The 26,307-nt window shown below is 73.1% G+C and carries 25 protein-coding genes; 9 read left to right on the forward strand and 16 right to left on the reverse strand.

The window, feature by feature from the left end; all coding sequences use genetic code 11:
• Positions 1-75: 75 nt before the first annotated feature.
• Together ACQ9ZG_RS00360 and ACQ9ZG_RS00365 are read left to right on the forward strand one after the other, a co-directional pair.
• Positions 76-2,115, forward strand: coding sequence for a PTS fructose transporter subunit IIABC (locus ACQ9ZG_RS00360; RefSeq protein ID WP_109915119.1), 2,040 nt, complete (start codon positions 76-78; stop codon positions 2,113-2,115).
• 105 nt (positions 2,116-2,220) lie between these two features.
• Positions 2,221-2,664, forward strand: coding sequence for a protein-tyrosine phosphatase family protein (locus tag ACQ9ZG_RS00365; protein ID WP_028417030.1), 444 nt, complete (start codon positions 2,221-2,223; stop codon positions 2,662-2,664).
• Between the two features lie 31 nt (positions 2,665-2,695).
• Here ACQ9ZG_RS00365 and lepB read toward each other — a convergent pair whose 3' ends face one another.
• The 9 genes from lepB to ACQ9ZG_RS00410 all read right to left on the reverse strand — a co-directional run bounded on the left by lepB (position 2,696) and on the right by ACQ9ZG_RS00410 (position 9,008).
• On the reverse strand, positions 2,696-3,400 hold the full coding sequence (lepB, locus tag ACQ9ZG_RS00370; protein ID WP_109915118.1) for a signal peptidase I: 705 nt from the start codon (positions 3,398-3,400) through the stop codon (positions 2,696-2,698).
• 124 nt (positions 3,401-3,524) lie between these two features.
• On the reverse strand, positions 3,525-3,836 hold the full coding sequence (locus tag ACQ9ZG_RS00375; protein WP_028417032.1) for a hypothetical protein: 312 nt from the start codon (positions 3,834-3,836) through the stop codon (positions 3,525-3,527).
• A gap of 109 nt (positions 3,837-3,945) precedes the next feature.
• Positions 3,946-4,458 (reverse strand): mycothiol transferase, encoded by a 513-nt coding sequence (locus tag ACQ9ZG_RS00380; protein WP_028417033.1) that lies wholly within the window; start codon positions 4,456-4,458, stop codon positions 3,946-3,948.
• A gap of 178 nt (positions 4,459-4,636) precedes the next feature.
• Positions 4,637-4,870, reverse strand: coding sequence for a hypothetical protein (locus ACQ9ZG_RS00385; protein ID WP_028417034.1), 234 nt, complete (start codon positions 4,868-4,870; stop codon positions 4,637-4,639).
• Positions 4,871-4,875: 5 nt separating this feature from the next.
• Positions 4,876-5,547 carry a TNT domain-containing protein gene (locus ACQ9ZG_RS00390; protein ID WP_084996829.1) on the reverse strand — a complete coding sequence of 224 codons (672 nt, stop codon included), beginning with the start codon at positions 5,545-5,547 and terminating at the stop codon, positions 4,876-4,878.
• 201 nt (positions 5,548-5,748) lie between these two features.
• Positions 5,749-6,264: a lytic polysaccharide monooxygenase auxiliary activity family 9 protein gene (locus ACQ9ZG_RS00395; protein WP_018491107.1), complete on the reverse strand. Its 516-nt coding sequence runs from the start codon at positions 6,262-6,264 to the stop codon at positions 5,749-5,751.
• 298 nt (positions 6,265-6,562) lie between these two features.
• The gene (locus ACQ9ZG_RS00400) at positions 6,563-7,267 is read right to left on the reverse strand and encodes a DUF4230 domain-containing protein (protein ID WP_026238069.1); all 705 of its coding nucleotides are present in this window, start codon (positions 7,265-7,267) and stop codon (positions 6,563-6,565) included.
• A 118-nt stretch (positions 7,268-7,385) separates the two neighbouring features.
• Positions 7,386-8,177, reverse strand: a complete 792-nt coding sequence (locus ACQ9ZG_RS00405; RefSeq protein ID WP_028417036.1) for a DUF4389 domain-containing protein — start codon at positions 8,175-8,177, stop codon at positions 7,386-7,388.
• 123 nt (positions 8,178-8,300) lie between these two features.
• Complete coding sequence (locus ACQ9ZG_RS00410) at positions 8,301-9,008, reverse strand: VanZ family protein (protein WP_258312316.1); 708 nt, start codon at positions 9,006-9,008, stop codon at positions 8,301-8,303.
• 158 nt (positions 9,009-9,166) lie between these two features.
• Between ACQ9ZG_RS00410 and ACQ9ZG_RS00415 the strand changes: the two genes are divergently transcribed.
• Positions 9,167-9,667, forward strand: a complete 501-nt coding sequence (locus ACQ9ZG_RS00415; RefSeq protein ID WP_109916744.1) for a tetratricopeptide repeat protein — start codon at positions 9,167-9,169, stop codon at positions 9,665-9,667.
• 228 nt (positions 9,668-9,895) lie between these two features.
• A complete protein-coding gene (locus ACQ9ZG_RS00420; protein WP_499281558.1) occupies positions 9,896-10,543 on the forward strand; it encodes a DUF1275 family protein in 648 nt (215 codons plus the stop codon).
• A gap of 223 nt (positions 10,544-10,766) precedes the next feature.
• On the opposite strand, the gene ACQ9ZG_RS00425 is transcribed toward ACQ9ZG_RS00420, so the two are convergent.
• A complete protein-coding gene (locus ACQ9ZG_RS00425; RefSeq protein WP_109914387.1) occupies positions 10,767-11,024 on the reverse strand; it encodes a type B 50S ribosomal protein L31 in 258 nt (85 codons plus the stop codon).
• 160 nt (positions 11,025-11,184) lie between these two features.
• Complete coding sequence (locus ACQ9ZG_RS00430; RefSeq protein ID WP_181398077.1) at positions 11,185-12,009, reverse strand: phosphotransferase; 825 nt, start codon at positions 12,007-12,009, stop codon at positions 11,185-11,187.
• A 281-nt stretch (positions 12,010-12,290) separates the two neighbouring features.
• Between ACQ9ZG_RS00430 and ACQ9ZG_RS00435 the strand changes: the two genes are divergently transcribed.
• On the forward strand, positions 12,291-13,772 hold the full coding sequence (locus tag ACQ9ZG_RS00435) for a SpoIIE family protein phosphatase (protein ID WP_499279607.1): 1,482 nt from the start codon (positions 12,291-12,293) through the stop codon (positions 13,770-13,772).
• A 203-nt stretch (positions 13,773-13,975) separates the two neighbouring features.
• On the opposite strand, the gene ACQ9ZG_RS00440 is transcribed toward ACQ9ZG_RS00435, so the two are convergent.
• A complete protein-coding gene (locus ACQ9ZG_RS00440) occupies positions 13,976-15,472 on the reverse strand; it encodes a DNA-binding protein NsdB (RefSeq protein WP_028417043.1) in 1,497 nt (498 codons plus the stop codon).
• A 231-nt stretch (positions 15,473-15,703) separates the two neighbouring features.
• Here ACQ9ZG_RS00440 and ACQ9ZG_RS00445 point away from each other — a divergent pair, with 231 nt between their 5' ends.
• The 3 genes from ACQ9ZG_RS00445 (at position 15,704) to ACQ9ZG_RS00455 (ending at position 20,500) form a co-directional block, all read left to right on the forward strand.
• Positions 15,704-16,843, forward strand: coding sequence for an aminoglycoside phosphotransferase family protein (locus ACQ9ZG_RS00445; RefSeq protein WP_084996825.1), 1,140 nt, complete (start codon positions 15,704-15,706; stop codon positions 16,841-16,843).
• Between the two features lie 530 nt (positions 16,844-17,373).
• Positions 17,374-18,117: a transglycosylase SLT domain-containing protein gene (locus ACQ9ZG_RS00450; RefSeq protein WP_109914987.1), complete on the forward strand. Its 744-nt coding sequence runs from the start codon at positions 17,374-17,376 to the stop codon at positions 18,115-18,117.
• A 169-nt stretch (positions 18,118-18,286) separates the two neighbouring features.
• Positions 18,287-20,500 (forward strand): terpene synthase family protein, encoded by a 2,214-nt coding sequence (locus tag ACQ9ZG_RS00455; RefSeq protein WP_109914986.1) that lies wholly within the window; start codon positions 18,287-18,289, stop codon positions 20,498-20,500.
• 207 nt (positions 20,501-20,707) lie between these two features.
• Here the strand turns inward: ACQ9ZG_RS00455 and ACQ9ZG_RS00460 are convergent, their stop codons facing one another.
• Entirely contained in the window at positions 20,708-21,208 is a 501-nt protein-coding gene (locus tag ACQ9ZG_RS00460) for a hypothetical protein (protein ID WP_003971159.1), read from the reverse strand.
• A 315-nt stretch (positions 21,209-21,523) separates the two neighbouring features.
• Between ACQ9ZG_RS00460 and ACQ9ZG_RS00465 the strand changes: the two genes are divergently transcribed.
• Positions 21,524-23,098: a hypothetical protein gene (locus ACQ9ZG_RS00465; protein ID WP_499279612.1), complete on the forward strand. Its 1,575-nt coding sequence runs from the start codon at positions 21,524-21,526 to the stop codon at positions 23,096-23,098.
• Between the two features lie 45 nt (positions 23,099-23,143).
• Here the strand turns inward: ACQ9ZG_RS00465 and ACQ9ZG_RS00470 are convergent, their stop codons facing one another.
• From ACQ9ZG_RS00470 to ACQ9ZG_RS00480, 3 genes are read right to left on the reverse strand one after another with little or no spacing between them, the layout of a single operon-like run.
• Positions 23,144-24,310, reverse strand: coding sequence for a thiolase family protein (locus ACQ9ZG_RS00470; protein WP_109915244.1), 1,167 nt, complete (start codon positions 24,308-24,310; stop codon positions 23,144-23,146).
• On the reverse strand, positions 24,303-25,355 hold the full coding sequence (locus ACQ9ZG_RS00475) for a thiolase family protein (protein ID WP_109915243.1): 1,053 nt from the start codon (positions 25,353-25,355) through the stop codon (positions 24,303-24,305). Before ACQ9ZG_RS00475 ends, ACQ9ZG_RS00470 begins: the two co-directional genes overlap by 8 nt.
• Positions 25,356-26,303, reverse strand: a complete 948-nt coding sequence (locus ACQ9ZG_RS00480; RefSeq protein WP_109915242.1) for a Zn-ribbon domain-containing OB-fold protein — start codon at positions 26,301-26,303, stop codon at positions 25,356-25,358.
• Between the last annotated feature and the right edge of the window lie 4 nt (positions 26,304-26,307).

The following is a 26,307-nucleotide window of genomic DNA, read 5'->3' on the forward strand; positions in this document are numbered from 1 at the left end:
GGCCCGCCCCGACGAGCCCGCCGCCCCACGTCCCCCGAACCGCCGCAGGGCGGTCCCCGAGCAAGGAGCACCGCGATGAGTGAGCTGATCACCGCGGAACTGGTCGACCTCGATCTGTCCGCCGCAACGAAGGACGCCGCCGCGAGGTCGCTCGCCGAGCGGATGGTGGCCGCCCACCGGGTCACCGACCTCGACGGCTTCCTGGCCGATGTCGCCGCCCGCGAGGCCCAGATGCCGACGGGCCTCGACGGCGGGATCGGCATCCCGCACTGCCGGAGCGAGCATGTGAGCGCCCCGACCCTGGCCTTCGGGCGCAGCGCCCGGGGCATCGATTTCGGCGCGGCCGACGGCCCGGCGGACCTGATCTTCCTCATCGCCGCGCCCGCCGGGGCGGACGACGACCATCTGACGATCCTGTCGGGGCTGGCCCGCAGGCTGATGGACCCGGAGTTCACGGCCGCCCTGCGCGCCGGGGACGACCCGGGCGCGGTCGCCGCGCTGATCCGCGGCGAGGAGCCGGTACCGGAGACCGGGGCGGCTCCGGAGGCCGCCGGGGCGCCGGAGGACGAGGCGGCCGGGGCCGGAGCACGGGACCGGGCGGTCTCCCCCGACGACGGCGCCCCCTTCCGTATCGTCGCGGTCACCTCCTGCCCCACCGGCATCGCGCACACCTACATGGCCGCCGAGTCCCTGACGGCGGCGGGGCGTGCCGCAGGGGTCGAGGTGACGGTGGAGACCCAGGGGTCGGCCGGTTTCAGCAAGCTGGACCCGGCCGTCATCGCCGCCGCCGACGCGGTCGTCTGGGCGCACGACGTCGAGGTGCGGGAGAAGGTCCGCTTCCGTGGCAAGCCGCTGGTGGACGTCGGGGTGAAGGCGGGCATCAACCGTCCCGCCGAGCTGATCGCCGAGGCCCGTCGCAAGGCGGAGCGTGGGGAGATCCCCGCCGTGCCGGAGGGCGGGGACGGGCCGGAGGCCGGTGACGGAGGCGGCTCGGGCGCGGACCGTGCGCACTTCGGGGTCCGGCTGCGCACGTATCTGATGTCCGGCGTGAGTTACATGGTGCCGTTCGTCGCGGCGGGCGGGCTGCTGATCGCCCTGTCGTTCGCCATAGGCGGCTACGAGATCGTGGACGCCAAGTCCGTGGCCGACCACTTCGTCTGGGGCCAGGCGGACAGCTGGGCCGCGCTGCTCAACCAGATCGGCTCGGCCGCCTTCGCCTTCCTGGTGCCGGTGCTGGCCGGGTACATCGCGTACGGGATGGCGGACCGGCCCGCGCTGGTGCCCGGCTTCGTCGGCGGGGCGATCGCGCTCACCGTCGAGGCGGGGTTCCTCGGCGGTCTGGTCGCCGGTCTGCTGGCCGGTGCGGTGGTGATGGCCATCCAGCGGGTCCCGGTCCATCCCACCCTGCGCGGGATCATGCCGGTGCTGGTGATCCCGCTGATCGCCTCGGCGGTGGTGGGGTTCCTGATGTTCATCGTGGTCGGCAAGCCGATCGCGGCGCTGCAGGGCGCGCTCACGGACTGGCTGAACGGTCTGTCGGGCTCCAACGCGGTGATCCTGGGTGTCGTCCTCGGGCTGATGATGTGCTTCGACATGGGCGGCCCGCTGAACAAGGTGGCGTACGCGTTCGCGGTCGGCGGTCTGGCCGATCCGACCGACGGCAGCCTCAAGGTGATGGCGGCGGTCATGGCGGCCGGGATGGTCCCGCCGCTGGCGCTGGCCCTCGCCACCACCGTACGGAAGAAGCTGTTCACCAAGACCGAGCGGGAGAACGGGCGGGCGGCCTGGGTGCTGGGGGCCTCGTTCATCACGGAGGGCGCGATTCCGTTCGCCGCGGCCGATCCGCTGCGGGTCATCCCGTCGGTGATGGCGGGCGGCGCGGTCACCGGCGCGCTCTCGATGGCCTTCGGGTGCACGCTGCGCGCCCCGCACGGCGGGATCTTCGTGGTACCGCTGATCGGTGAACCGTTCCTCTACCTGCTGGCGATCGCCGCGGGCACCCTGGTCGCGACCGCGCTGGTCGTCCTCCTCAAGGGTGCCCGGCGCACGACGGCGGTCCCGGCCGGGGAGGCGGCGACCACGGCTCCCGAGGCACGGGTGGGCGCAGCGGCCTGACGGCCGGGCGCGCTCTCTCCCACGGCCCGCGGAAGGGGACGGATGGTCATTGGTCATCCGTCCCTTCCGCGGTCACGGCTCCGCCCCTGCCGCTAGGTTGAGGGCATGACACAGAGCTGGAACCCGGCCGATCGGGCCGTCCTGACGCTGCCCTCCGGGCGTCTGGTACGCGGCAGGGGGCTGCGCAACCCCCTGCCGGAGGGGCCGGAGCCGGAGTTCGCCGTCCATCTGCTGGGGCGTACGCCTCCCCCGGTCCGGTGGGAGTCGCGGTGGCTGCGCTGGCCGGACTTCCGGCTTCCGGCCGACCCGGACGAGGCCGGGGACGTGCTGGAGGAGGTGTGGCGCCGGGCACCGCACGAGCGGGTCGAGGTCGCCTGCGGGGGCGGGATGGGGCGGACCGGGACGGCGCTGGCCTGTCTGGCGGTGCTGGACGGGGTGCCCGCCGGGGAAGCGGTGGCGTTCGTCCGGAGCGGCTACCACCCCCGGGCGGTGGAGACCCCGTGGCAGCGGCGGTACGTCCGCAGGTTCACCGGGCGCCGGGCGCGGTAGCGCCGGGCCGGGTGGCCAGGGGCCGCCCCCGTCAGTTCGTCCCGGGGGCGGCGGGGACCGTCTTGAAGGTGTCGGGGATCGGGAGGGTGGACCAGCGGCCGACCGGCCAGGCGACGACGACGGCGCGGCCGACGACCTCGTCGACCGGGACCATGCCGTCGTTGCGGTCGTCGGTGTGGTAGCGGGAGTCCGACGACGCCTGCCGGTGGTCGCCCATCACCCAGAGCCTGCCGGGCGGGACGGTCACCTCGAAGGAGCCCCCGGGGTCGTTGCTGCACGGAGTGTTGCCGGGGAACACATAGGGCTCGTCCAGGGCCTTGCCGTTGACCTTCAGCGGTCCGTCGCCCGCGCATTCCACGGTGTCGCCGCCGACGCCGATCACCCGCTTGATGAGGTCCTTCTCCTCGGCCGACGGCATCAGGCCGATGAAGCTCAGCGCCTCCTGGAAGGCGTTGGGCGGGTCGACGGCCACGCCGTCGAGCCAGCCGTCCGGATCGTGGAAGACGATCACCTCGCCCCGTTCCGGCTCGGAGCCGAACCAGGGGGTCAGCTTGTCGACGAGGACCCGGTCGCCCTTCTGCAGGGTGTTCTGCATGGAGTCCGACGGGATGGAGAAGGCCTGGACGAGGAAGGTCTTGATGAGCAGGGCCAGGATCAGGGCGATCCCGACGAGGAGCGGGAACTCCACCCAGAACGGCCGGTGCTTCCTCGTCCGCCGTCCGCCCGCACGCGCCATCTGCCGCTCCTCGCCCCGTGTCCCGCGCACCCGCCCCGGTGGGGAACGGATCTTGTCGGGCCACTCTATGGGGCGCGGCGGGCACGGTGTGTCGCGGCTCCGTATCCGTGGGGAACCCGGGGTGCTACGAGGCGGGGGCGGGTGGTGCGGCGGGGGCGGTGCCGTCGGGCGGGAGCGTGGCTCCGGCTCCGACGCGCACGGCCTCGACCACGCTCTGGTGGAACGACCGGCTCTCCTCCTCGGAGGCGCACGGGACGGGGCTGCCCGCCAGGGTGAACCAGTCCGACGAACCGCTGTACTGCACGGCGACCGACGCCTGGCCGTCGGACCACGTCGTGTGCACCGTGAGGTCGCCGCTCAGGATGCCTGCTTCTTCGGTGCGGACTCCGCCTGTTCCCGCGAAGACACCGCTGGTCGTCCACGATGCCCAGCTCATGACGTGCCGCCTTTCGGACGATGACAAGCCTCTGCGGCGGACTGCTTTCGAGTATGGCACCGCCGTCCGGCAGGTGCACGGGGTGCGGAAGCGCTCGGTCCGCCGCCCTCTACCGGTGGCGTTCCCGCAGGCCGCGGACGTACGCGGCCTGGCCCGCGTGCTGGAGGTCCTCGGCGATGACGCTGATCAGCCGGACGCCCAGGGTGACCGGAGGTGACCAGGCCTCGTCGACGATCCGGTCGAGTCCCCGGCCGTCCAGTCCGCGGACGAAGGCGAGCGTCTGTTCGTGGACGGCGTCGTGGTAGCCGAGGAGGAGGTCGGCGGAGTCCACCTGGACGGCGGCGACCTCGTCGCCGCTGTGGCCGTATCCCGTGGCCGTCTCGTCGAACGGGAGCCCGAAGCGGTCGGCCCAGCCCTGGGTGTGCCAGACCTGGCCGGTGCCCGCGGCGTCCGCGATGTGGTCGTCCTGGACCCGGGTGAGGTGCCAGATCAGCCAGGAGATCGAGTTCGCGTCCCCGTCGGGGCGGGCGTTGAGGTCGTCGGCGCCGAGTCCCCCGGCCGCCCCGTGGACCGCCTCCCGGATCCGCTCGAACGCCTCGGCCAGCATGTTCGCACTGTTCATCCCCTCACCCTCGCCCGCTGCCCGACGCGAACCGGGCTCCGACACACACGTACGTCGGCGCGGTCGGCTCGACCGCGCCGACGTACGGGCTCTTCCCGGGGCCGGCGCGGCGACCCGCAGCCCTTCCTGCCGGGGGCCGCCGCCTGGGCCGGCGGGGCGGGCGGCCCCGGGCGGACGGTCAGACGAGCAGCCCCAGCAGGTGGGCGCAGGCGGTGGCCTCGTCCGGGTGGTGGGCGAGGATCTCGTCCCGGCCGCGTTCGTACGCGCCGGTCTCCCATCCTCCGCCGGTCGCCCGGCGCAGGAAGAGGAAGTCGGGCGGGGTGGGGACGGGCTCGTGGACGCCTTCGATCCGGTAGTAGCCACCGGGGATCCGGGCCTCCACGAGCGCGGCGTGCAGCGCCTGGCGGTCCACGGAGGTTACGCGGCCGGGGTGAGGTAGCCGTTGTCCAGCAGCCACTTCACGTTCAGCCGCTCACCCGCGCCCGGGTTCAGGAGGACGGGGTCGAGCTTGATCTGCTGCCCGCCGCCGGGCTGCTCGAACCACGGGGCGATGCTGCCCTGCCAGACCCAGAAGGGCTTGGCAACCTTGTAGACGCGGTAGTCGCAAGGCGTGGCCGCTTCGCGGGTGTTGAGGTTCTGCGGGGGCAGCGCACGCTCGGCGTAGGCGTCTCCGGCGGGAGCCAGGTAGCCGCCGTACTCGGAGCCGAAGCGGTCCAGACGCTGGCCGGTGCGGAGCTTGGCGGGCTCCTTGTCGATCTCGCCGTTGACCTCGGCGAAGCCGTCGTTGGGCGGGTACTTCCAGCTTCCGGTGTCCGCGGGTCCCTCCCAGTACTTCTTGAGGAAGGCCTGCGGGGAGAGGTCGCCGGTGCGCTGGTAGCCCTTGAGGAGGGGGCCGACCGGCGCCAGTCGGTTGTTCGGCAGCCACTTCGGGCCGAGCCGGGCGTCGCCCCGGTACTCGCCGGTGCAGGGGGCGTGCCGCTCGGCGGCGGCCGCGGTGGCGTCGATCTGCGGGGCGGCGTTCGCGGCGGGCGCGGTGATCAGTCCGGCGGTGATGCCGAGCGCGGCAAGTACGGTACGGATGCGGTTCATTCGGGAATCCCCTCGGAGCACTGATGATCAATCAGACAGCTGACGAAGGGTAACCGTTGCGCTACCGATGGCTATCGCGCCATGCCGCTTTCCGGCCACACCGCGCGGCCCGCCCCGCGGTCCGCGTCAGGACGCGGTCGCGCCCCGGCCGGGTGGAGCACGGGCCCGGCCGGGGCGCGACGGTGGGGACGGAGCCTGCGGCTAGCTGACGTTGACGTCGATGCAGGCGTAGAAGGCGTTCACGGTGTCGGCGATGTTCCAGACCGCCAGGACCTTCTGCTGACCGGTCTTGTCGCCGAAGTCGACCTGGTGGGTGACGGTCGCGCCGGGCTGCGCGCCGCCGTCGTCGAACTCGGCGATCTTCTCGCCGCCGACGAAGTACTGCCAGGTGCTGGTGGAGTGCCGGGCCGTGATCTTCCACTCGAACTCCTGCGAGCGGTTCACCGGGGTGACCGCCCAGCCCTTGGAGTCGTCGTCGAGTTCGGCGAAGCCGCTGTTCCCGCCGCTGCAGCTGGTGAGCCCCTTGGGGCCCTCGACGCTCTGCGGTTCGTAGCTGATCGAGCCGCAGCTGACCGTGCCGGCGGCACACTGGGCCTGCCTGCTGGGCGGGTTGGAGATGTAGCCGTGGGCGCTGGCGGAGGTCGCCGGGAGGCTCAGGGCGAGGACCGGGGCGAGAACGGCGCCGACGGCGAGTGCGGTCTTCCTCTTCGTGTGCATGCTTCTCCTTCACTTGAGACCGCACCGCGCGGTGGCGGGTCGTGGGGGACCCGGCTTCGGCGGCGAGGCCTCGTGAGTGTGGGGCCTACGAGGCGCGAAGGTCCGCAAGTCCCTTGCCGGACAGGCCGGATGACCGGTGCCGGAAAGGCCTTGCACTTGGCCTAGACCATACTCTGCGTCGCGTACGCGTCAAGGGCATGGTGGCGATGGGGCGGGAGGGACGGGCGGCGACGGGAGGGGCGCGGCCCCGGGCGCGGGGCCGCGACGAAGGGTCACCGCGCCCGGCGCCGGGGCGCCATCAGCCCTGGTCGTCGCCGTACCGGACGGTGACACGCTCGAAGCCGAGGGAACCGAGCAGACCCTTCAGCATCTCCGCGGTGTTCTTCTCGGCGCGGGCGGTCAGTCCGCTCTCCTTCGCCGCCTCACCGATGTGCCGGACGGCGAGTTGGTTGACCGCCTGCTCACTGCTCGGGTTGTCGGAGAAGAAGTCACCGAGCCGGTCGAGGAGTCCGCGCTGCTTCGACACGGCGTAGGAGCGGTCCGGGTCCAGGGCCGGCTTGCCCAGCACCGCGCGCGGCAGCCGGATCTCGGCGGTCGTCCGGTCCTCGTCGACGACCACGCCGTCCTCGGTGACCTTGCCCAGGTCGACGGAGGCTCCGACCGTGCCCGCGCCGACGAACAGGGTGCGGGTGCCGCGTACGGCATCGGGCAGGAACCTGGCGTCCTTCTCCAGGTCGACGACGACCTGGAAGTTGCCCGAGGCCGCCTCGTACGCGCTCATGTCCTGGATCGACTTCAGGACCGCGGGACCGGACCGGTCGTTGGTCCGCTCCCCGAAGAGGCCGTCGAGGCTGGGCAGCAGGCTGAGCCGGCCGCCGGCGAACAGCAGGGCCAGGACGGCCGCGCCGATGCCGACGACCTTCAGCAGGCCCCGCCCGGGACGGCGTGTGGGCTTCTTCCCGCTCTGTGCGGCGGTATCCGTGGGTGCGTCGCTGGACGTCATGGACTGCATGTGACCCGCGCCCGCTCTTTCAACCCATCTTCCGCGCTATATCGGCCAGTTCGGGTAGGCGGATGCAGACGCCGGGGCCCGCGGGGGCCGAGGGGGACCCGGGGTGGTCTCAGGGGGTGCCGGAGAGCCGCGTGGTGTCGTCGGGGTCGGAGGTCGCGGTGGTGACCGAGGTGGTCACGTTGCCCAGGAGGCCGAGCACCAGGAAGAGCACCACGAGCCACTTCCCGGCGCTGCTCATGACCAGCGGCCGGGTGGCGGAGCGGGGGTGCCCCTGCGGTACGGCGAGGCCGTCGTCCCCGAAGAGCCCCTTGGGGTAGGCCGGGGTGAGCATCATGGTGTACGCGGAGAACCGCATCCGGTAGCGCAGGGTGGCCGCCGTCGCCTCGAACAGGGGGCGCGGCATCCGGCCCAGGACCAGCGTGATCACCCACCAGACGAAGGCCAGGGCCCACCAGCCGTAGACCGCGAGGCTCTGCACGATCGCCGCCGGGATCATCAGGAAGATGCGGAACAGCACGGCGAGGCGGTTGAGGGCCGTGGGCCGTACCTCGGTCTGGACCGGGTAGTCCGGCGGCGGCGTCAGCGCGAAGGGCGGATAGCGGTCGACCAGCAGCATCTGGCTGGCCGACACGCGCATGTCGTAGCCCAGGAACCCGGAGAGGAACCGGAAGACGGGGTCCGGCAGCCGCCCCAGCACCAGGGCGGCGAACCAGCCCGCGATCACGGTGAAGAAGGCCGCGATGTGCAGGAAGAACAGCACGATGAACTGAGGGATCAGCAGCAGCAGTCGCAGCAGGACCGTCAGCCGGCGCTGGTGGCCGGGCTCGACGATGTCGAGGACCGGCCTGAACTCGTCGGCGTCGGCCTCCTTGCGGCCCGGGCTCCACCGGCCATCGGCCATGTCGCTCCTCCTCGGCAGGGGGCCCTGCGGCGTCCGCGCGCAGGACATGCCCCCACGCTGCGTCCGCGCGCCGCGACCCGCAAACGGCCGCGGCCCGAACGGGTGGAGCGGGTGCCGACGCGGTCAGCGCCTGCGGATCCGGTTCAGCAGTGCGCGGCCGGAGCCCGGCTTGGCGGCGTCCCCGACCGGGCGGCCGCCCGCGCCCCTGGCACCGGTTCCGGACGCCGCCAGTGTCTTCGTCCCGGTGCGGTCGCCCGCCTTCGGCTTCGCCGTCTTCGGCTCCCCCGCCTTGGACCCCGCCGCCTTGGAGGCCGGCGTCTTCGCGTCCCGCGCCTTGGGCTCCGGCGTCTCCGGCTCGGACGTCCGCGGCTCCTGTACGGCCCTCGCCGCCTCGGCCGGGGAGGGGTGCGCGTAGACGTGGTAGCGGTGGCTGAGCCGGCGGCCCAGCAGGAAGTAGCCGAGCAGGGCACCCGTCGTGTTGAGGATGACGTCGTCGATGTCGAAGGCGCGTCCGGTGACCAGGGCACCCTGCACCAACTCCACGATGACCATCAGGGCGGCGGTCAGCAGCGTCATGGTGACCATCCGCAGACGGCGCGGCACGAGGAACGGCAGCAGCAGCCCGAAGGGCACGCCGAGCAGGATGTTTCCGCCCGCCTGCTTGCAGGCGGCGAGGAAGGTGTAGTCCTCGGCGTACTGGCGCAGGGACCGTCCCGGCTGCAGGTTGGAGGTGACGATGTCCGCGGAGGCCGGTGACGGGGTGAGCGTCACCTTGGCCAGCAGGACGGAGAAGGCCACCAGCCCCAGCAGCACCACCGTCAGGACGGTCATTCTCAGCAGTACGCGTGTCCATGTCCCCTGTCGCGCAGGAGTGTTCTTCTCCGCAGTCATGGCGGACTGGTGCCCCCGCCGGGGCGGAAGACACCCGGTCGGCCGCCCCGGCACGGAAATTCGTCCGGCCGTCCGGTGGCGCCTGCGACGATGGGCGTATGAGCGCACGCGAGAAGAAGGACCTGCTGGCCGAGACCGACCGGCTGCGCGAGGGGGGCCGGGCCGGGGAGGCGCGGGAGAAGCTGCTGGCCCTGACGGCGCGGTTCCCCGACGACGCGGAGGTGGCCTACCGCACCGCGTGGGTCCACGACGTCCTGGGCCTGGAGTCCGAGGCGGTGGCCTACTACGAACGCGCCCTGGCGGGGACGGGGCTGGCTGTGGAGGACCGGCGGGGAGCGCTGCTGGGCCTCGGCAGTACCTACCGGGTACTGGGGCGGTTCGGGCAGGCCGTGGAGACGCTGCGCGGGGGCGTCGAGGAGTTCCCGGACGACGGCGCGCTCAGGACGTTCCTGGCGATGGCGCTGTTCAACACGGGCGAGCACCACGAGGCGATGCGGTTGCTGCTGCGGCTGGTGGCGTCGACCAGCGACGACCCGTCCGTCCAGCAGTACCGTCCGGCGATCGAGCACTACGCGAAGGACCTCGACGAGACGGTGTGACCGGCGCGTTCCGGGTGTCGACGGCGCGGGGCGCCGGAGGGGCGCGGCGGGGACGGGGGTTCGCGGCGCGCCGCGTCCGCCGTGGAGTGCGGCCCCGGGCCCGTACCTATCGAGAATGCTCCCGTGCACTCCCCTCCCCCGCCCGCGTCCCCCTCGTCCCCTCCACCCGGCTCCCCCGCCGCCGCGCCCCGGACCGACGTTCTCTCCCGGCGGGGTGAGGCGGTTCTGCTGCTTCTCTCCGCGGCTTCCGGCGCGGCGGACGCGTTCGTCTTCCTCTGTGTGGGCCAGGTCTTCGCGGGCGTGATGACCGGGAATCTGGTGCTGCTGGGGGCCTCGGCGGCCGGGGCGGGCGAGGACGGTGTGGCGTTGCGGGTGGTCACGGCGTTGACGGCGTATGCCTGCGGGGCCGCGTGCGGTGCGCTGATGGCCCGGCTTCCCCTGGCCGTGGTGCTGCTCGCCGAGGCCGTCCTGCTCGGGGTGGCGGCCGCGCTCTGGGGGTTCGGCCTGGTGCCGTCGTACGGTGACCGGCTCGGGCTGCTGGCACTCGTCTCGCTGGCGATGGGGATCCAGGGGCGCGCCCGGGTGACGCCGACGAACTACTTCACCGGGACCCTCACCTCCCTGGCCGGCCGAGCGGCGGCGCGGGAGCTGGGACCGGGCGACGGATGGGTGCTGGGCCGGCTGGGCGCGGTGGTGGCCGGGGCGGGGCTCGCCGCGGTGACGGAGCGGTGCTGGAGTCCCGGGGCCGCGCTGGGCGCGGTGGCTCTGGTCATCGCGGCGCTGGCTCTCGAAGGCGTGCGCCGCGGAGGGTGGCGGGCAGCGCCGGCGAAGGGGAAGCCCCGGCCGGATCGGGGGAATCCAGCCGGGGCGGCTTGAGGGTGGGTGTCACGCGCGGCCGCCTCACGGCGGAGGACTCCGACGGGTCTCGGCCTCGCGGCTCTCCCCTGGGGTGTCGGTGCGGCCCGGCGGTGCCGGCCGTTCGCTCCCACGTATAGGTGAACGATAAACCATCTCGGGTTGTTCCCGGGAACCGGGCCCCCGCCCCTGTGACCCATGACACGGAACGCCCGGTTCCGCCGGCGGTTCGGGGTGCGGCGGGTCAGCCGCGCGGCGCCTCGGTGCCGTAACGGCGGCGGAACCGCTCCACGCGGCCGGCCGCGTCGAGCACCTGCCGGCTCCCGGTGTAGAACGGGTGGCTCGCCGACGAGGTCTCCACGTCGATGACGGGGTAGGTGTTGCCGTCCTCCCAGGTCACGCGCTCGCCGGAGTCGGCGGTGGAGCGGGCGAGGAAGGCGACGTCCGCTGCGCGGTCCCGGAAGACCACGGGGCGGGAGACGGGGTGGATACGGGGCTTCATCGATGCGTTCCTTCCTCGCTGCGGGGCGGGCGGCCGAGGCCCGGAGGAGCCTGGCGCCACCGCCGTAACGGTGATGGGATTCGTTTTCGTTCTGCTGGAAGAACGCGCCTCGCCCCGTCGGCATTCCCGCGCCGGATCAGCCGGCACTCCCCGGGCCGGATCAGCCGCGCTCGATGGCCTCCGCCACCGTGAGGAAGCGGGCGGCCTCCTTCTCCCCGGCGCTCCAGGACGGTCCGGCGAGCCCGCTCAGCGCGACGAGCCGGAAGATCAGCGCCCGGATCAGCATCTGGCGCCGGCGGGGGTCGCCCGCACCGGCGGCCAGGAGGCCCGGCGGCAGGTCGTACCAGAGCAGGCCGTCCACGATCACGACGGCCTCGGCGTAGAGGGGCGGGCGCCAGTAGGGGGTGAAGTCGATGACGACGGGGTCCCTGCCGGGCGCGAGGAGCACATTGCCGGCCAGATCACCGTGGACCAGTTGCGCCGTCGCCTCGACGGGCCGCCGCCGGGAGAGCAGCAGCGCGAGCGGCTCGGCCAGTTCCGCGACCACGTCGGACTCCCGCTCACCCCAGGCGACCCGGTCGGCCACCGCCCAGGGGTGCGTCCGGCGGTCCAGGAAGTCGGGGCGGGGCTCCTCCCGCAGGGCGGCATGGAGAGCGCGGCCCGCCGCCAGCACCCCCGACCACTGCCGCTGGGGGCCGGTCCGCCCGTCCAGGAACTCGGCGGCGGTCCAGCCGTGAACCACGGCGTCCCCGTCGGCCGACCGCAGGGGCCGGGGCACCCGGAACCCGGCACCCCGGGGCAGCCGCTCCACCACGGACGCCGCCCACTCCGACTCCTCCACCGCCCCCTCCGCGGGCTTCAGGACGGCCCCGCCGACGCGCACGCTCCGACCCTGGCCACCCGCCAGGGGCTCGGGTACGCCCCGCAGGCCGAAGGCGTCGAGAACGCACTGCGGGGGCAGGGGAGCACGCGGCGGTCCGGGCATGCGGGCCATCCTCCCGGGCCGCGCCACCGCCCGCACGCGGATTCCGGCCCGGCCCCTCGACCGGGCACCGCCGGCCGACGCCCGTGCCACAGGGACAGGCCAACACCCTTGACCCGTACGTCCGTTCGGACCGTCGCCGGTCGCGTACAGCCGCTGGCATATGCCAGAAGCAACTACGTGACGAGTGTTGTCGAATGCCTTACGGGCCGCCGCGGGCTGTGCGAAAGTCGATAGCGGCCGCCCTGAGACCCGGCCGCGCCGCGCCTGTATCGGAGTACGAGATGCCGTCCCATCTGTTCGCGGACCGCCCCGCACCGCAGCCCCCCGCGCACGAAGCCGTCGACGCGCTGATCCACCGCGCCCGGCAGCTGCGCGGGGACGTGGCGGCCGTGGGACGTGACGCGGCGACCGGTGAGGACGACCCCCAGGCCCGCTGGCAGCGCGCCCTGTGCGACCTCGCCGTCCAGCATCTCGACGACCTCGACCAGCATCTGGGCCAGCTCAGGGCCGGTCCCCCCGCCCGGCGTTCCGGCGCACGGCACGCTCCCGCGGACGGCCCGTCCGCGGACGGCCCCGCGCCGCAGCGGGTGGGCAGCGCCGAATGGAACCTCCTCACCGACGAGGTCAGCTGGTCCGAGGAGCTGTACGAGATCTTCGGCCGGCCGCCCGGTTCACCGCCGCTCTCCCTGGACGACCTGCCGTCCGTCCTCCTCCCCGACGACCAGGCGAAGCTCACCGCCATGGTGACGGGCTGTCTCGTCGACGGACGGCCGATGGACGGGGAGTTCCGCATCGTGCTCCCCGACAACCGGGTCCGCACCCTCCATATGACCGGCGAACCGGTGCTCGACGCCGAGGGCTGCACCGCCGCCATGTGGGCCGTGCTCCGGGACGTCGGGGAGCTGCGCCGTGGCGAGGAGAGCGTCGACCGGAGCCGGGACGCGGCCCTGCGCGACGGGCACCACGACACGGCCCCGCACGAAGCGGCGCCGCACGACGGGGCTACCGGACGCGTCTCCCCCGGGCAGGCGGAGGAGCCGACGGCCGCGGAGCCTCAAGGGTCCGTGGCGCCGCCGTGGCGCGGTTCCCTGCGCCTCCCTCCTCCCGGAGACCGCCCCGGCACCCTGGACATCGCCGCGCACCACCGCCCTTCCGCATCCGGCGGCCTCATCGGCGGCGACTGGTACGACGCGATGGAGCTGCCCGGCGGCCGGACCCTGCTGACCGTCGGCGATCTGACCGGGCACGCGCTCCCCGCCACCTCGGCCATGTCCCTGGTCCTCGGCGCGCTGCGCGGCATGGCCCTCGCCGGTATCGAGCCGGGTGCCCTGATGGGTCACCTCGACCACCTCCTCGAATCGTCGATGCGGTCCGCCCTGGGCAGCGCCCTGTGCTGCCGGTACGACTCCGCGGGCGGGGTGCTCTCCTGGGCGCAGGCCGGACACCCGCCGCCCCTGCTCTTCCGTGACGGGACGGCTCGACAGCTGCCGCCCCCGGACGGGGTCCTCCTCGGTGCCGGGTCCCAGTTCGCGTACGAACAGGAGGAGGTGCGGCTGCTCCCCGGCGATGTGCTGATGCTGCACACGGACGGCCTGACCCGCCGCGACGACCGGGGTGCGGGCCCGGAGCGGCTGCTCGCCCTCGCCCCCCGGTTCGCACACGCCCGTACGGCACAGGAGTGCGTGCGGGGCGTGGTCGAGGAGTTCGGCGGGGCCGAGCGCCTGGACGACGCGTGTGTGCTGGTCGCCCGTATCAGGGCATGACGGGGCTGAGGTCCGGCCCTCGGGGCTGCCGGACTGCCTGACGGAGGACCGCCGGGTGCCATGGCGGAGGACCGTCGTGACCTCTGCACGCCAGGTCGTGGGTACACCAGGTCATGGATACGCCGAGGCCTCGGATCGCCGGGGCGTCAGGACGTGGGGTGCGCGCGGCGGTTACGGTCTCCGCCGGCGGACCCGTACGGAGTTCACGCCTGGGCCCCCTTGGCCTTCCTCGCGATCGGGCTCTGCGGCAACGACCGCTCGATCTGCTCACGGAGGTCCTGGATCCTGGCATGCCCGGCGAACTGGCCGGTGAGCCGGTACATCGCGCGGAGCCGGTCCCAGGTGCGGTGGGACGAGGTCTCCCCCATGGAGATCAGGGCGAGCCTCGCGTACCGGTCGCCCTGCTCGGGGTCGTTGGCGATGAAGCAGGCCGAGGCGAGCGAGATGTGGTCGAAGAGCTTGGAGCGCTGGCGTCCGCCCACCCGCAGCTCCAGGGCCTGCTTGGCGTGGCGCTGGGCCATGACGGCGGCGGCCGGGTCGTGCTCGGCCAGCGTGCGGAACGCCAGGGCCTGCATGCCGTGCAGGTCCGCCTCGTCGAACATCTGCATCCAGCTGGGCGGGGGCACGTCGCCCTTGTCCGAGACGAACAGCTCCTCGGCCTCACCGAGGGTGCGCCGCATGGCCTGGCCCTTGCCCATCGCCGCGTGGGCCCAGGCCTCGATGGTGCGCAGCATCGCCTGCGTACGGGGCAGGGTCTCGTCGCCCGAGCCGGACTTGGCGAGCTTCATCAGGTCGAGGGCGTCGTCGGGACGGCCCAGGTGGACCATCTGGCGGGCGGCGCGGGAGAGCGCCTCACCGGCGCGCGGCCGGTCGCCGCCCTCACGGGCCGCGTGGGCCGCGATGACGAAGTACTTCTGGGCGGTGGGTTCGAGGCCGACGTCGTGGGACATCCAGCCCGCGAGGACGGCGAGGTTGGCGGCGACGCCCCACAGGCGGCGCTGGAGGTGGTCGGGGTGGCGGTAGGCGAGCATGCCGCCCACCTCGTTGAGCTGGCCCACCACGGCCTTGCGCTGGAGACCGCCGCCCCGGGAGGCGTCCCAGGCCCGGAACACCTCGACCGAGTACTCGAGGGCCTCGATCTCCTCGGAGCCCACGGGCGCCGCCTCGTACCGGTCGAGACCGGCGGGGTCGGCGTGCTGCGGTTCGTTGGCGCGTGGCGCGTCGGCAGCCAGGACGGGGTCGCTGTGCAGCCAGTCGTACATGGGGCCGGCGATGGTCGAGCCGGCGGCGAGCGCGGCGCCCGCACCCACCAAGCCGCGTCGATTGAGCATGAGGTCCATTCCCGTGAATTCGGTGAGGACCGCTGCCGTCCGCTCGGGCGCCCACGGCAGTTGATCGGGATCGCGTTCCGTCCCGGAGTCACGCCGTTTCCCTGCACGCCCGCGTCGGCCGAACCCGAGGTCCTCGATGGTCACGACACGGCCGAGCCGCTCGGTGAACAGGGCAGCCAGCACCTCCGGCACGGGATCACGGGGGGACTCCCCCATGTCGATCCAGCGCCTGACCCGCGAGGTGTCGGTGGCCAGCTGCGGGTGGCCCATGGCCGCCGCCTGCCGGTTCACCATTCTCGCGAGTTCGCCCTTGGACCAGCCGGCCAGGCCGAACAGGTCGGAAAGACGGGTGTTGGGTTCTCCGGTCACGTCAAGCCCCCAGGTTCTCGGCTGACTTGACACTAACCCCCTGTCAGATGCGCCGTGACTATTCGCCAGGGTTCGCCAGGGTCCGCCAGATGGTCTGCCACCCGCGCTCCGGTGTCAGGTAGGAAAGCGCCACCCCGCCCGGCAGCCCTAGGTACTCCCCAGGGTGCCGAACGGCCGTCGGCCGGGTTGGCGTACGTAACTTGTCGGCGCACGAAGGGATCTGTCTCGCCCATGTACACAGCATCGTCCTCCGTGTCCGCCCCGCCCCGGCCGCTCCGTCCCATGGGGACGGGCGGCGGGCCGTATCTCGCCCCCCACGCCGGTGCGCCGGCACAGGGCCTGGGCGGCCGGACCCGGCGGGCGGCGGGACCGGGTGCCGGACCTCTCAGCGGCAGGATCGACCTCTCCGGGCCGCAGGGCGCACAGGTGCGGATGGCCATCGCCTCCGTGCAGCGCATCTGCCCCGAGTTCAACCCCGTCCAGGTGCTGCGGCGCAGCGGCCGTTCCGTGCTGATCGTGGGCGCCACCGGGCGGGCCACCGCCGTGGCCAAGTGTTTACTGGACCACTCCCCCGCCTGGACGGAACGGTTCCAGCACGAGATAGCGGCATATCGCGCGTTCGTCCGGCACCGCCCCCCGGTGCGGGTGCCCCGGCTGATCGCGGCGGATCCGGAGAACTGCACGCTGGTGATCGAGCGCATGCCCGGACGGGTGGCCGCGCTGACCCGGCATCCGGCGGAGGCCCCGCCGCGGGCCGACATCCGGGCCGCGCTCGGGGCGATCGCCCGGGTGAACGCCTGGCGGCCGCCGCCCGGGCTGTTCGAGGCGCCGCTCGACTACGGTTCGCGGATCGCCCGCTACCACGAGCTCGGTCTCTTCACCGACCGGGATCTGGGCGACCTCCAGAAGCTGCTGCACGGTCTGGCCCAGGCGGGCGGCCGTCAGTCTATGGGCCAGTTCTGCCACGGTGACGCGCTGCTCTCCAACATCCTGCTGTCGCCGACCGGCCCGGTGCTGGTCGACTGGGAGCACGCGGGCTGGTATCTGCCGGGCTACGACCTGGCGACGCTGTGGACGGTGCTGGGCGACGCCCCGGCGGCGCGGCGCCAGATCAGCCAGCTGGCGCAGGCCAGGGGCCCGGCCGCGCGGGACGCGTTCCTGGTCAACCTGATGCTCGTGCTGACCCGCGAGATCCGTAACTACGAGACGGCCGTCCAGCGCACCATGCGCGAGGCGCCCCCGGTGAGCGCGGGGCAGGACCGGCCGGGGGTGCTCTCCTCGGGCGAGGAGCAGAGGCTGCTGCTGCGCCGGCTGCACGACGACTGCGCGATGGCGCGGCGGGCGGTGCGGGCGGCGGTCGGGACGCGCTGAGTCCGGGCGGCCAGAAGGCCACTGTGTAAGGAAGCGCGCTGCGGGACCGGTGCCGACACACCGGTCCCGCAGCGCGTTGTGCTGTGTCCGGACGGGGGCACGTACGGGCACACGGGCACACGGGCACGGCATAGCGGGCACGGCATAGCGGGAACGGGCTCCGGGGCGGCGGCGAACTCCGCGAAAGGCGGTGCCGCTCCGTGACGGGACATTGACCGATCGCCACCCGAGGGGCGCCCCCGGGTGAGGCGCGCCACGAGACCCATGTCACCTACGAGCCGGAGTAGTGGGTGCGACCGCTCCCTTGCGGCGCGAAGAAGACGCCAAAAGGGATATTCCACCCCATCAACTACTCACCCTAGTAAATAGGGTCATTGCCTCCTGTCTCGACGGCCGTTAACCATGGATCCCGGCAGACACCGAGACCGATCCCGCGACGAGCGCCCCACGGCGGTCGCGGCCGGCATCCCCCGGTCTCCGCCCACGCGGCCCATGGCCGCAGGCCCCGTCCCCCACAGGAAGAGTTCCGCATGCCCCGCACCATCCGCGTCACCCGCTCCCACAAGCTCGCCGCCGCCGCGCTCGTCGCGGCCGGTTCCGTCACGGCCATCACCGCGACCGGCGGGCAGAGCGAGGCGCAGCCCACCGCCGCCACGTCCTCCGCCACCGCAGGGAAGGCCGCCACCGGCGCCCCGACGGCCCAGGAGATCGCGGCGGAGAAGGCTGCGGCGGAGAGCGCCGCGAAGAAGGCGGCCGCCGACGCCGCCGCGGCGAAGAAGGTCGCGGCCGACCGCAAGGCCGCCGCCGCGAAGGCCGTCGCCGAGCGCGAGGCCGAGGCGAAGAAGGCGGCCGAGAAGGCGCGTTCCGAGAAGCAGGCCGCCAACCGCTCCACCGAGCGCAAGGCCGTGGCCGCCCCGAAGAAGGCCGCCCCCAAGGCCGCTCCCAAGAAGTACGCGGACAACCTCGACGGCTGGATACGCGAGTCGCTCGACATCATGAAGAAGAAGAACATCCCCGGCTCCTACGAGGGGCTGCACCGCAACATCATGCGCGAGTCCAGCGGCAACCCGAACGCCGTCAACGACTGGGACATCAACGCCCGCAACGGCATCCCCTCCAAGGGCCTGCTCCAGGTGATCCAGCCGACCTTCGACGCGTACCACGTCAAGGGCACCCCGAAGAAGCTCACCGACCCGGTCGCCAACATCACCGCCGCCGCCAACTACGCAGCCGACCGGTACGGCTCGATCGACAACGTCGACTCCGCCTACTGAGCGGACGCCGCACATCGCAGGCCGCCACACCGAAGAGGCACAGACCAGACCGCGATTATCCGACTAATCCCCCTGGTGCGTGCCCCGGTTGGCCGAAGGGTAGGGCTGGCGCGGACACCATCGATCCGCGCCCTCGCCGCGCGGAGCCTTCCGGAAAGGCCTATCGCACATGGCACAGCCCTTCTCACTGCCGGACTTCTATGTTCCGTATCCGGCCCGGCTCAACCCTCATGTGGAGGCGGCACGGACGCATACCCGGGAGTGGGCACGCGGGATGGGGATGCTGGAGGGATCCGGCATCTGGGAGGAGAAGGACCTCGAGGCGCACGACTACGCCCTGCTCTGCGCCTACACCCACCCCGACTGCTCGGCCGAGGCCCTGTCCCTGGTCACCGACTGGTACGTGTGGGTCTTCTTCTTCGACGACCACTTCCTGGAGCTGTTCAAGCGCACGCCCGACCGTGAGGGCGCCAAGCGCTATCTCGACCGGCTGCCCGCCTTCATGCCGATGGAGCGCGGGGCGGCCGTGCCCGAGCCGGAGAACCCCGTCGAGGCGGGCCTCGCCGACCTGTGGGAGCGGACGGTCCCCTCGATGTCGGACGCGTGGCGCGCCCGGTTCGCGGTGGCGACGGAGAACCTCCTCAACGAGTCGCTGTGGGAGCTCTCCAACATCAACGAGGGCCGCATCGCCAACCCCGTCGAGTACATCGAGATGCGCCGCAAGGTCGGCGGCGCCCCCTGGTCGGCCGGGCTCGTGGAGTACGCGGCCGACGCCGAGGTGCCCGCGGCCGTGGCCGGGTCGCGCCCGCTGCGGGTCCTGCGGGACGCCTTCTCCGACGGGGTGCACCTGCGCAACGACCTCTTCTCCTACCAGCGCGAGGTCGAGGACGAGGGCGAGAACAGCAACGGGGTCCTGGTCCTGGAGAAGTTCCTCGGGTGCACGACCCAGGAGGCCGCCGAGGCCGTCAACGACCTGCTGACCTCGCGGCTCCACCAGTTCGAGAACACCGCCCTCACCGAACTGGGCCCGCTCTGCGCGGAGAAGGGCCTCGACCCGGCGCAGACCGCTTCCGTCCTCGCGTACGTCAAGGGGCTCCAGGACTGGCAGTCCGGCGGCCACGAGTGGCACATGCGCTCCAGCCGGTACATGAACGGCGGCGGGGCCGGAGAGGCCGTGGCGGGCTTCGGCATGTCCGCCGCCTCCATCAAGTTCACCCTCCGCTCGGAGACGGCGCGGGCCCGCAGCCACAGCCACCGGCCCTTCCAGCACGTCGGCCCCTCGATCGTCCCCGACCTGAAGCTGCCGTTCTCCACGACGCTGAGCCCGCATCTGGAGGGGGCCAGGCTCCGACTGGTCGACTGGGCGCGCCGCATGGGCATCCTGGAGGCGCAGCCGGGGGTCCCGGGCTCGCACATCTGGGACGAGGAGCGGATCCTCGCGATCGACCTCCCCCTCTGCGCGGCGGGCATCCATCCGGACGCCTCGCCGGAGGAGCTGGACATCTCCTCGGCGTGGCTCGCCTGGGGTACGTACGGTGACGACTGGTTCCCCGTGGTGCACGGGCGGACCAGGGACCTGGCCGGCGCCCGGCTGGCCAACGAGCGGCTCTCGCTCTTCATGCCGCTGGACGGTGAGGCGACCCCCGAGCCGGTGAACGCGCTGGAGCGGTCGCTGGGCGATCTGTGGCTCCGGACGGCGGGGCCGATGGACCTGGACGCGCGGCGCGCCTTCCGGACCGCGATCGAGTCGATGACCGAGAGCTGGCTGTGGGAGCTGGCCAACCAGGCGCAGAACCGTATCCCTGACCCGGTCGACTACACAGAGATGCGGCGGGCGACCTTCGGGTCGGACCTGACGATGAGCCTGTGCCGGCTCGCCCACGGCAGGAAGGTGCCCGAGGCGGTCTACCGGAGCGGTCCGATGCGCTCGCTGGAGAACGCTGCCGCGGACTACGCGTGCCTGCTCAACGACCTGTTCTCGTACCAGAAGGAGATCGAGTACGAGGGCGAGGTGCACAACGGCGTCCTGGTCGTCCAGAACTTCTTCGGCGTCGACTATCCGACGGGCGTGCGGATCGTGCACGACCTGATGGAGTCCCGGCTGCGGCAGTTCCTGCATGTGGCGGAGGTGGAACTCCCGGTGCTGTACGACGACTTCGCCCTCGACGCCGAGGCCCGGGAGGTGCTGGCGGGCTATGTGCAGGAGCTGAAGCACTGGCTCGCGGGCATCCTCATCTGGCACCGGGGCTGCCGCCGCTACCGCGAGGAGGATCTGCGCCGCGGGCACGGCGCACCGCAGATCCTCGCCGGGCCGACCGGACTCGGCACCTCGGCGGCCCAGGTGACCCGGCTGATGACGGAACTGGCGGGCAGCAGGGCGTAGTTCCCGGGGACGGCACGGCCACCGCCGTACGCCGTACGGCCCGTCGCGCCACACGCGCGGCGGGCCGTTCGCCGTTCCGGACACTTCTGGAGCCCGGACGCTCCGGTGGTCGGAGCCGGCGAGAGACCGTGAGCGGAAGAGAGGCCCGGAGAGGAGCCGGGCCGGACAGGCCGTCCGGCATATTCGGGCGGCCTATGCAGTGACGTTTCAGCCCTGCTGGAAGAGCTCGGCGGGCAGGGGCTTCAGAAGGGTGTAGAGGTCGTCGGTGATGGGCCGGTCCCAGCTCGCGATGGTCACGAGCACCCCGTCGCTGCGGTCGAACTGGACGCAGGCGATACGGCTCTCCGAGAGCTTCACCCGGCGGACGATCAGCAGGTTGTCGCCCTGCATCACGGGGACGTCCTCGCTGCTGACGACCTCGATCGGCTCGTCGTTCTCCAGGGCCAGCAGCAGCTGCGCCACCTCGAAGGGAACCTGGCCCTCCTCGGTCTCCCGGGCGGGCGAGCCCTCCGGGAGATTGCCGATGATCATGGCCGGGCCGCGGCCGCCGTACAGGTCGTAACGGAGGAAGACGCCCTGGCAGCTGCCGTCGGGCGCGGGGAGCAGACCGGCGCCCAGGTTGCCGGGCCAGTCCCCCGGGTCCATGGCCAGGACATCGAAGTCCGGGCCCGCGGGTGTTGCGGCGCTGCGGCGGCGGAGGAAGGACATGCTGACATGGTACGTGGCCCGGCCCACGTCGGGGAGCCGGGCCCGGGCCCGGCCGCCGCCCCCGGGCCGGGCCTCCCGGCCGCCGGTGACATCGTGCCCGGCCCCCTGCCCTTACCCTTCCGGCACCGCGTCGGGGCACGTTCGGGCACACCCTCGACTCTTCCGCGTGGAATCGGCGCAAGTTCCTGCACGACGGGCCCGTGTGACGCATACCGTTGGATCACCGCTGTGCCCGGTCCGCCGTGGCAGCGGCGGATGCGGGAACGGCGGTGCGCCGCGAGACGGGTACGGCGATGCGCCGGAGGAGAGGACAGGATGACGGTGGAGGGCACAGTGGGCGGGCTGGAAGAGCGGGTGGCGGGGCGCGCGTGGATGGTGCGTCTGGACCCGGCCGACCGGGGCGGTACGGCGGTACGCGTCTCGTGCGGGCGTCCGGGCTGCGCCCCCCAGGTCCTGCCGTCCGCCGCCGTCGGCCGTACCGCCGCCGTCGCGCACCTGGCGACGCATCTGCGGGCCGCGTCGGGGCCCCGGCCCGAGGCGTACTGCGCCTGCCGGGCCGACGACTGCCACACCCATGTGCGGACCGACGGCCCCCGCGACCGCGCCCCGGCGTCGCGGTGCGGGGGCCCGGTCGTCCTGGCCGTCATCAACGACCGGCAGGGGCGCTGGTGGCGGGCCCTGGAGTGCTGCGCGCGCTGTGCGGCCGCCCACCCCTCGGCGAAGGTCGTCGCCACCGCCCCGGCGGTCGCCGCGCCGTCCGCCGCCCTCGCGCCGGGGGTTCCGGCGGGTGGGGCCCGGTCCGCCGCGCCCCGGCCGCCCGCCCAGATCGGCCCGCAGTTCTCCCACGCCGCGTCGGCCCCGGCCCCCGTCCCCGAGGGGGTGCCCGCGGCCCGCCCTCCCCGGCCCCGCCGCAAGCGCCGGTCCGGGAAGATCGCGCAGCGGATCGTGCCGTTCGACCTGCACCCCGTCGCCCTGCGCGAGGAGCTGATCGAGCTGGGCGATCTCTTCCGCGCCTACCAGCAGCGCCCCGAACCGGATCTGGTCGAACTCTCCGAGCTCCACTCCCGCAAGGCGAAGGCCTTCCGGACCTGGGCGGAGGTGACGGGTGAGACCGAACTGCGGCTGGAGGCGGAGCGCGCCGAGCAGGCGGCCGCCGCCGCCCTCCTCCAGCACCAGCAGCGCACCGGCCAGAGCCCGGCGGGCGACGGGCAGGTCACCAGCAGGCTGCTGCCGGGCCTCACGCAGTGGGACCACGCCCGGGCGATCCTCGCCCATGTCGCCGGGCACACCCCGGCGCCCGGCGCGGAGGCCCGTCTCCTGGCGGTGCTGCTGACCCTGCGCTCGGCGCTCACCGGCACCGGCAACCTGGTGGGGCAGGACGTCAGGGGGCTGCCCCTGACGGATCCCGAGGAGCTGATCGGCAAGCTCGTGGAGAGCGGCTGGCTCTCCTTCCCCGGTACGGTCGAGGAGCTGCTCGCCTCCCGCCCCGAGAGCCCCACCCCGATCACCATCCCGTCCCTGATGCCCGACGAGGACGGCCCGGGTCCGTTCGTCTTCGGCCGCAAGACCCGCCCCAAGCTGAGCGGGTGGGCCCAGCGGGTGGTGGGTGACAAGAAGCTCCGCAAGAAGAAGACCGGCGCCGATGTCCGGCTGCTGGCCCTGGCCCTGGCCGTGCGGACCAGCGCCGACGGCCGGCTGGGGCCCGACGGCGAGGGTGTCGAGGTGGAGCCCCTCGCCTCCTGGTGCTGCGCCGGGCCCGAGGGGCTGGAGCCGCTGGTGGAGCAGCTGACGGTGGCGGACTGGCTCACCGATGCGGAGTTCACCGCCGACGGCCTGCTCCGGGGGCGGCTGACCGAACGGGTGCTGCCGGTCAGCTGCCCGCTGGCCTGAGCCGGTGCCTCCCCGGGTGCGCCCGGGAGGTCCGGCCCCGGGCCGTCATCCCGGCGGGGGCTGGGAGCCGACGAGCCACATGGCGAAGAACTGCGCCCCGCCGCCGTAGGCGTGGCCGACCGCCCGGGTGGCCCCGTCGATCTGGTGCTCGCCCGCCCGTCCCCGTACCTGGAGCGCCGCCTCGGCGAAGCGGATCATGCCGGAGGCACCGATGGGGTTGGTGGACAGCACCCCGCCCGACGGGTTGACGGGGAGGTCGCCGTCGAGTTCGGTGACGCCCGCCTCGGTGAGCTTCCACCCCTCGCCCTCAGCGGCGAAGCCGAGGTTCTCCAGCCACATCGGCTCGTACCAGGAGAACGGGACGTACATCTCGACGGCGTCGATCTCCCGGCGCGGGTCGGTGATCCCGGCCTGCCGGTAGACGTCGGCGGCGCAGTCCCGGCCCGCCCGCGGGGAGACGAAGTCCTTGCCCGCGAAGAGGGTGGGTTCGCTGCGCATCGCGCCGCCGTGCACCCAGGCGGGCCGGTGCGGGGCCCGGCTCGCGCCGTCGCGGTCGGTGAGGACCATCGCGCAGGCCCCGTCGGAGGAGGGGCAGGTCTCGGAGTAGCGGATCGGGTCCCAGAGCATGGGCGAGGCCTGGACCTTCTCCAGGGTGAGGTCCGGGTCGTGGATGTGCGCGTAGGGGTTCTTGAGGGCGTTGCGGCGGTCCTTGTAGGCGACGAGGGAGCCGACCGTGTCGGGGGCTCCCGTACGGCGCATGTACGCGCGGACGTGCGGGGCGAAGAAGCCGCCTGCCCCGGCCAGCAGCGGCTGCTGGAAGGGGACGGGCAGGGAGAGCCCCCACATCGCGTTGGACTCGGACTGTTTCTCGAAGGCGAGGGTCAGGACGGTCCGGTGGACGCGGGCGGCGACCAGGTTGGCCGCGACGAGTGCGGTGGACCCGCCGACCGAACCGGCCGTGTGGACGCGGAGCATCGGCTTGCCGACGGCCCCGAGGGCGTCCGCGAGATACAGCTCCGGCATCATCACGCCCTCGAAGAAGTCGGGGGCCTTGCCGATGACGACGGCGTCGATGTCGCTCCAGGTCAGTGCGGCGTCCTCCAGGGCACGGACCGCCGCTTCGCGGACCAGTCCGGCGATGGAGACGTCGTGCCGGGCGGCGACGTGCTTGGTCTGGCCGATGCCGACGACGGCGACGGGCTCCTCAGCCATGGGTGCTCTCCCCTTCCAGGACGGCGACCAGGTTCTGCTGCAGGCAGGGTCCGGAGGTGGCGTGGGCGAGGGCCCGGTCGGACGCGCCGCGGTGGATGCGGGCGGCGGCCTCACCGAGCCGGATGAGGCCCGCCGCCATGACCGGGTTGGCGGCGAGGGCTCCTCCGGAGGGGTTGACGCGGACGTCGTCGCCGAGATCGAGGGCCCTGCGGAGGATCACCTCCTGCGCGGTGAAGGGGGCGTGCAGCTCGGCGGTGTCGACGGGGCGCTCGAAGGCTCCGGCATGCCGGGCGGCGAGCCGGGTGGAGGGTGAGTCGGTGAGGTCGCGGACGCCGAGGCCGTGGGCCTCGATGCGGTGGTCGATGCCCCGGATCCAGGCGGGGCGGGCGCAGAGGGCGCGGGCGGTGTCCCCGGCGGCGAGGACCACGGCGGCGGCGCCGTCACCGATGGGCGGGCAGTCGCCGGTGCGCAGCGGGTGGACGAGGAGGTCCCCGACGGGGACGTCCCCGGTGAGCTGGGCGTACGGGTTGGCGGTGGCGTCGGCGCGGCTGCGGGTGGCGATGGCGGTGAGGGCGGCCCGGTCGGTGCGGCCGGCGTCGAGGAGCGTCTGCGCCTGGAGGGCGGCGAGGGAGACGGAGTCGGGCCAGAGGGGTGCGAGGTAGTAGGGGTCGAGCTGGCGGGTGAGGACGTCGCGGACCTGGCCGGGCGAGGATTTTCCGTACCCGTAGACGAGCGCGGTGTCGGCCTCCCCCGTCATGATCTTCACCCAGGCCTCGTACAGCGCCCAGGCCCCGTCCATCTCGACATGGGACTCGGAGATCGGGGGGTGGGCGCCGACGCCGTCGAGCGCCATGGTGAAGGAGAAGGCCCGTCCGGCGAGGTAGTCGGCGGAGCCGGAACAGGTGAACCCGATCTCGTTGGCCCTGAGGCCGGTGGTCTCCAGCACCTGGTGGAGGACGGGCATCAGCAGGTCGACCTCGGAGAGTTCGTCCGTACGCCGTCGGTGCGGGCTCTGGGCGAAGGCGACGATCGCCACGTCTCGCATCTACACCAGCTCCTTGTACGTGTCGTAGTCGGCGTCGGGCTCCCCGGTGGGCCGGTAGTGGTCCACGTGCCGGGCGCCCTCGGCCCAGACCGGCTCGACGCGCAGCCCCATGCGGACCTCGTCGTAGGGGATGCCCGCGATGCGGCCGTGCAGGGCGAGGTCGGCGCCGTCGAGGGCGATGTGGGCGTAGACGTAGGGCACGTCGATGTCCAGGTTCTTCGCCTTGATGTTGACGATGCAGAAGGTGGTCACGGTCCCGCGTGGGCCGACCTCGACCTGTTCGGCGGTGGCGATGCCGCAGGTGGGGCAGGCGCCGCGCGGCGGTACGTAGACCTTGCGGCAGGCGGGGCAGCGTTCGCCGACGGTGCGGCGGTCCTCCAGCGCCTTGAGGTAGGCGCTCTGGGCGCGGCCGGGGGTGTGGACGTAGTCCAGGCGGGCGGGGACGGTGATGCCGGTGACGGGGTCGGCGAACTCCCCGTCGTGGGGCACGGGTTCGGCGGTCTCCGGCTCACCGCCGTACGGTTCGAGGCAGGCGATGTCGGTGATGGCTCCGGTACGGGCGGCGGCCCAGCGGATCCGGACGCGCATCCCGGTGCGGACGGCGTCGGGTCCAGGGGCGTCCAGGGCGTGCAGGAGCGCGGTGTCGGCGCCGTCGAGGCGGACGAGCACCCAGGCGAAGGGGGTGCCCAGGGGCTGGCCGCGGCGGGGGGAGGGGTTCCAGGCCCAGCTGGTGACGGTGCCGGTGGGGGCGACCCGGACGAGTGAGCGGAGTTCGTTGGCGGTGACGGGGTCGTACTCGACGGGCGGGACGAGGACCCTGCCGTCGTCGGTGCGGACGCCGAGGACGGTGCGCTCGCGCAGTCCGGTGAGGAAGGCGCTCTGGACGGGGCCCAGGGAGCGGGTGAAGGGGAACTCGACCACCAGCGGGGCGCTGAGGATCTCGGTCATGGCT

Source organism: Streptomyces araujoniae, from assembly GCF_050871195.1.
GTDB lineage: Bacteria > Actinomycetota > Actinomycetes > Streptomycetales > Streptomycetaceae > Streptomyces > Streptomyces bacillaris.

What these genes read in the sequence shown, in the direction of transcription:
- ACQ9ZG_RS00470 (WP_109915244.1), bottom strand. Translation starts at nt 24,310, where the DNA reads ATGGCTGAGGAGCCCGTCGCCGTCGTCGGCATCGGCCAGACCAAGCAC.
- ACQ9ZG_RS00390 (WP_084996829.1), bottom strand. Translation starts at nt 5,547, where the DNA reads ATGAACCGCATCCGTACCGTACTTGCCGCGCTCGGCATCACCGCCGGA.
- ACQ9ZG_RS00395 (WP_018491107.1), bottom strand. Translation starts at nt 6,264, where the DNA reads ATGCACACGAAGAGGAAGACCGCACTCGCCGTCGGCGCCGTTCTCGCC.
- lepB (WP_109915118.1), bottom strand. Translation starts at nt 3,400, where the DNA reads ATGGCGCGTGCGGGCGGACGGCGGACGAGGAAGCACCGGCCGTTCTGG.
- ACQ9ZG_RS00450 (WP_109914987.1), top strand. Translation starts at nt 17,374, where the DNA reads ATGCCCCGCACCATCCGCGTCACCCGCTCCCACAAGCTCGCCGCCGCC.
- ACQ9ZG_RS00425 (WP_109914387.1), bottom strand. Translation starts at nt 11,024, where the DNA reads ATGAAGCCCCGTATCCACCCCGTCTCCCGCCCCGTGGTCTTCCGGGAC.
- ACQ9ZG_RS00365 (WP_028417030.1), top strand. Translation starts at nt 2,221, where the DNA reads ATGACACAGAGCTGGAACCCGGCCGATCGGGCCGTCCTGACGCTGCCC.
- ACQ9ZG_RS00445 (WP_084996825.1), top strand. Translation starts at nt 15,704, where the DNA reads ATGTACACAGCATCGTCCTCCGTGTCCGCCCCGCCCCGGCCGCTCCGT.
- ACQ9ZG_RS00435 (WP_499279607.1), top strand. Translation starts at nt 12,291, where the DNA reads ATGCCGTCCCATCTGTTCGCGGACCGCCCCGCACCGCAGCCCCCCGCG.
- ACQ9ZG_RS00480 (WP_109915242.1), bottom strand. Translation starts at nt 26,303, where the DNA reads ATGACCGAGATCCTCAGCGCCCCGCTGGTGGTCGAGTTCCCCTTCACC.
- ACQ9ZG_RS00380 (WP_028417033.1), bottom strand. Translation starts at nt 4,458, where the DNA reads ATGAACAGTGCGAACATGCTGGCCGAGGCGTTCGAGCGGATCCGGGAG.
- ACQ9ZG_RS00455 (WP_109914986.1), top strand. Translation starts at nt 18,287, where the DNA reads ATGGCACAGCCCTTCTCACTGCCGGACTTCTATGTTCCGTATCCGGCC.
- ACQ9ZG_RS00375 (WP_028417032.1), bottom strand. Translation starts at nt 3,836, where the DNA reads ATGAGCTGGGCATCGTGGACGACCAGCGGTGTCTTCGCGGGAACAGGC.
- ACQ9ZG_RS00475 (WP_109915243.1), bottom strand. Translation starts at nt 25,355, where the DNA reads ATGCGAGACGTGGCGATCGTCGCCTTCGCCCAGAGCCCGCACCGACGG.
- ACQ9ZG_RS00465 (WP_499279612.1), top strand. Translation starts at nt 21,524, where the DNA reads ATGACGGTGGAGGGCACAGTGGGCGGGCTGGAAGAGCGGGTGGCGGGG.
- ACQ9ZG_RS00405 (WP_028417036.1), bottom strand. Translation starts at nt 8,177, where the DNA reads ATGGCCGATGGCCGGTGGAGCCCGGGCCGCAAGGAGGCCGACGCCGAC.
- ACQ9ZG_RS00460 (WP_003971159.1), bottom strand. Translation starts at nt 21,208, where the DNA reads ATGTCCTTCCTCCGCCGCCGCAGCGCCGCAACACCCGCGGGCCCGGAC.
- ACQ9ZG_RS00415 (WP_109916744.1), top strand. Translation starts at nt 9,167, where the DNA reads ATGAGCGCACGCGAGAAGAAGGACCTGCTGGCCGAGACCGACCGGCTG.
- ACQ9ZG_RS00360 (WP_109915119.1), top strand. Translation starts at nt 76, where the DNA reads ATGAGTGAGCTGATCACCGCGGAACTGGTCGACCTCGATCTGTCCGCC.
- ACQ9ZG_RS00400 (WP_026238069.1), bottom strand. Translation starts at nt 7,267, where the DNA reads ATGACGTCCAGCGACGCACCCACGGATACCGCCGCACAGAGCGGGAAG.
- ACQ9ZG_RS00410 (WP_258312316.1), bottom strand. Translation starts at nt 9,008, where the DNA reads ATGACCGTCCTGACGGTGGTGCTGCTGGGGCTGGTGGCCTTCTCCGTC.
- ACQ9ZG_RS00430 (WP_181398077.1), bottom strand. Translation starts at nt 12,009, where the DNA reads ATGCCCGGACCGCCGCGTGCTCCCCTGCCCCCGCAGTGCGTTCTCGAC.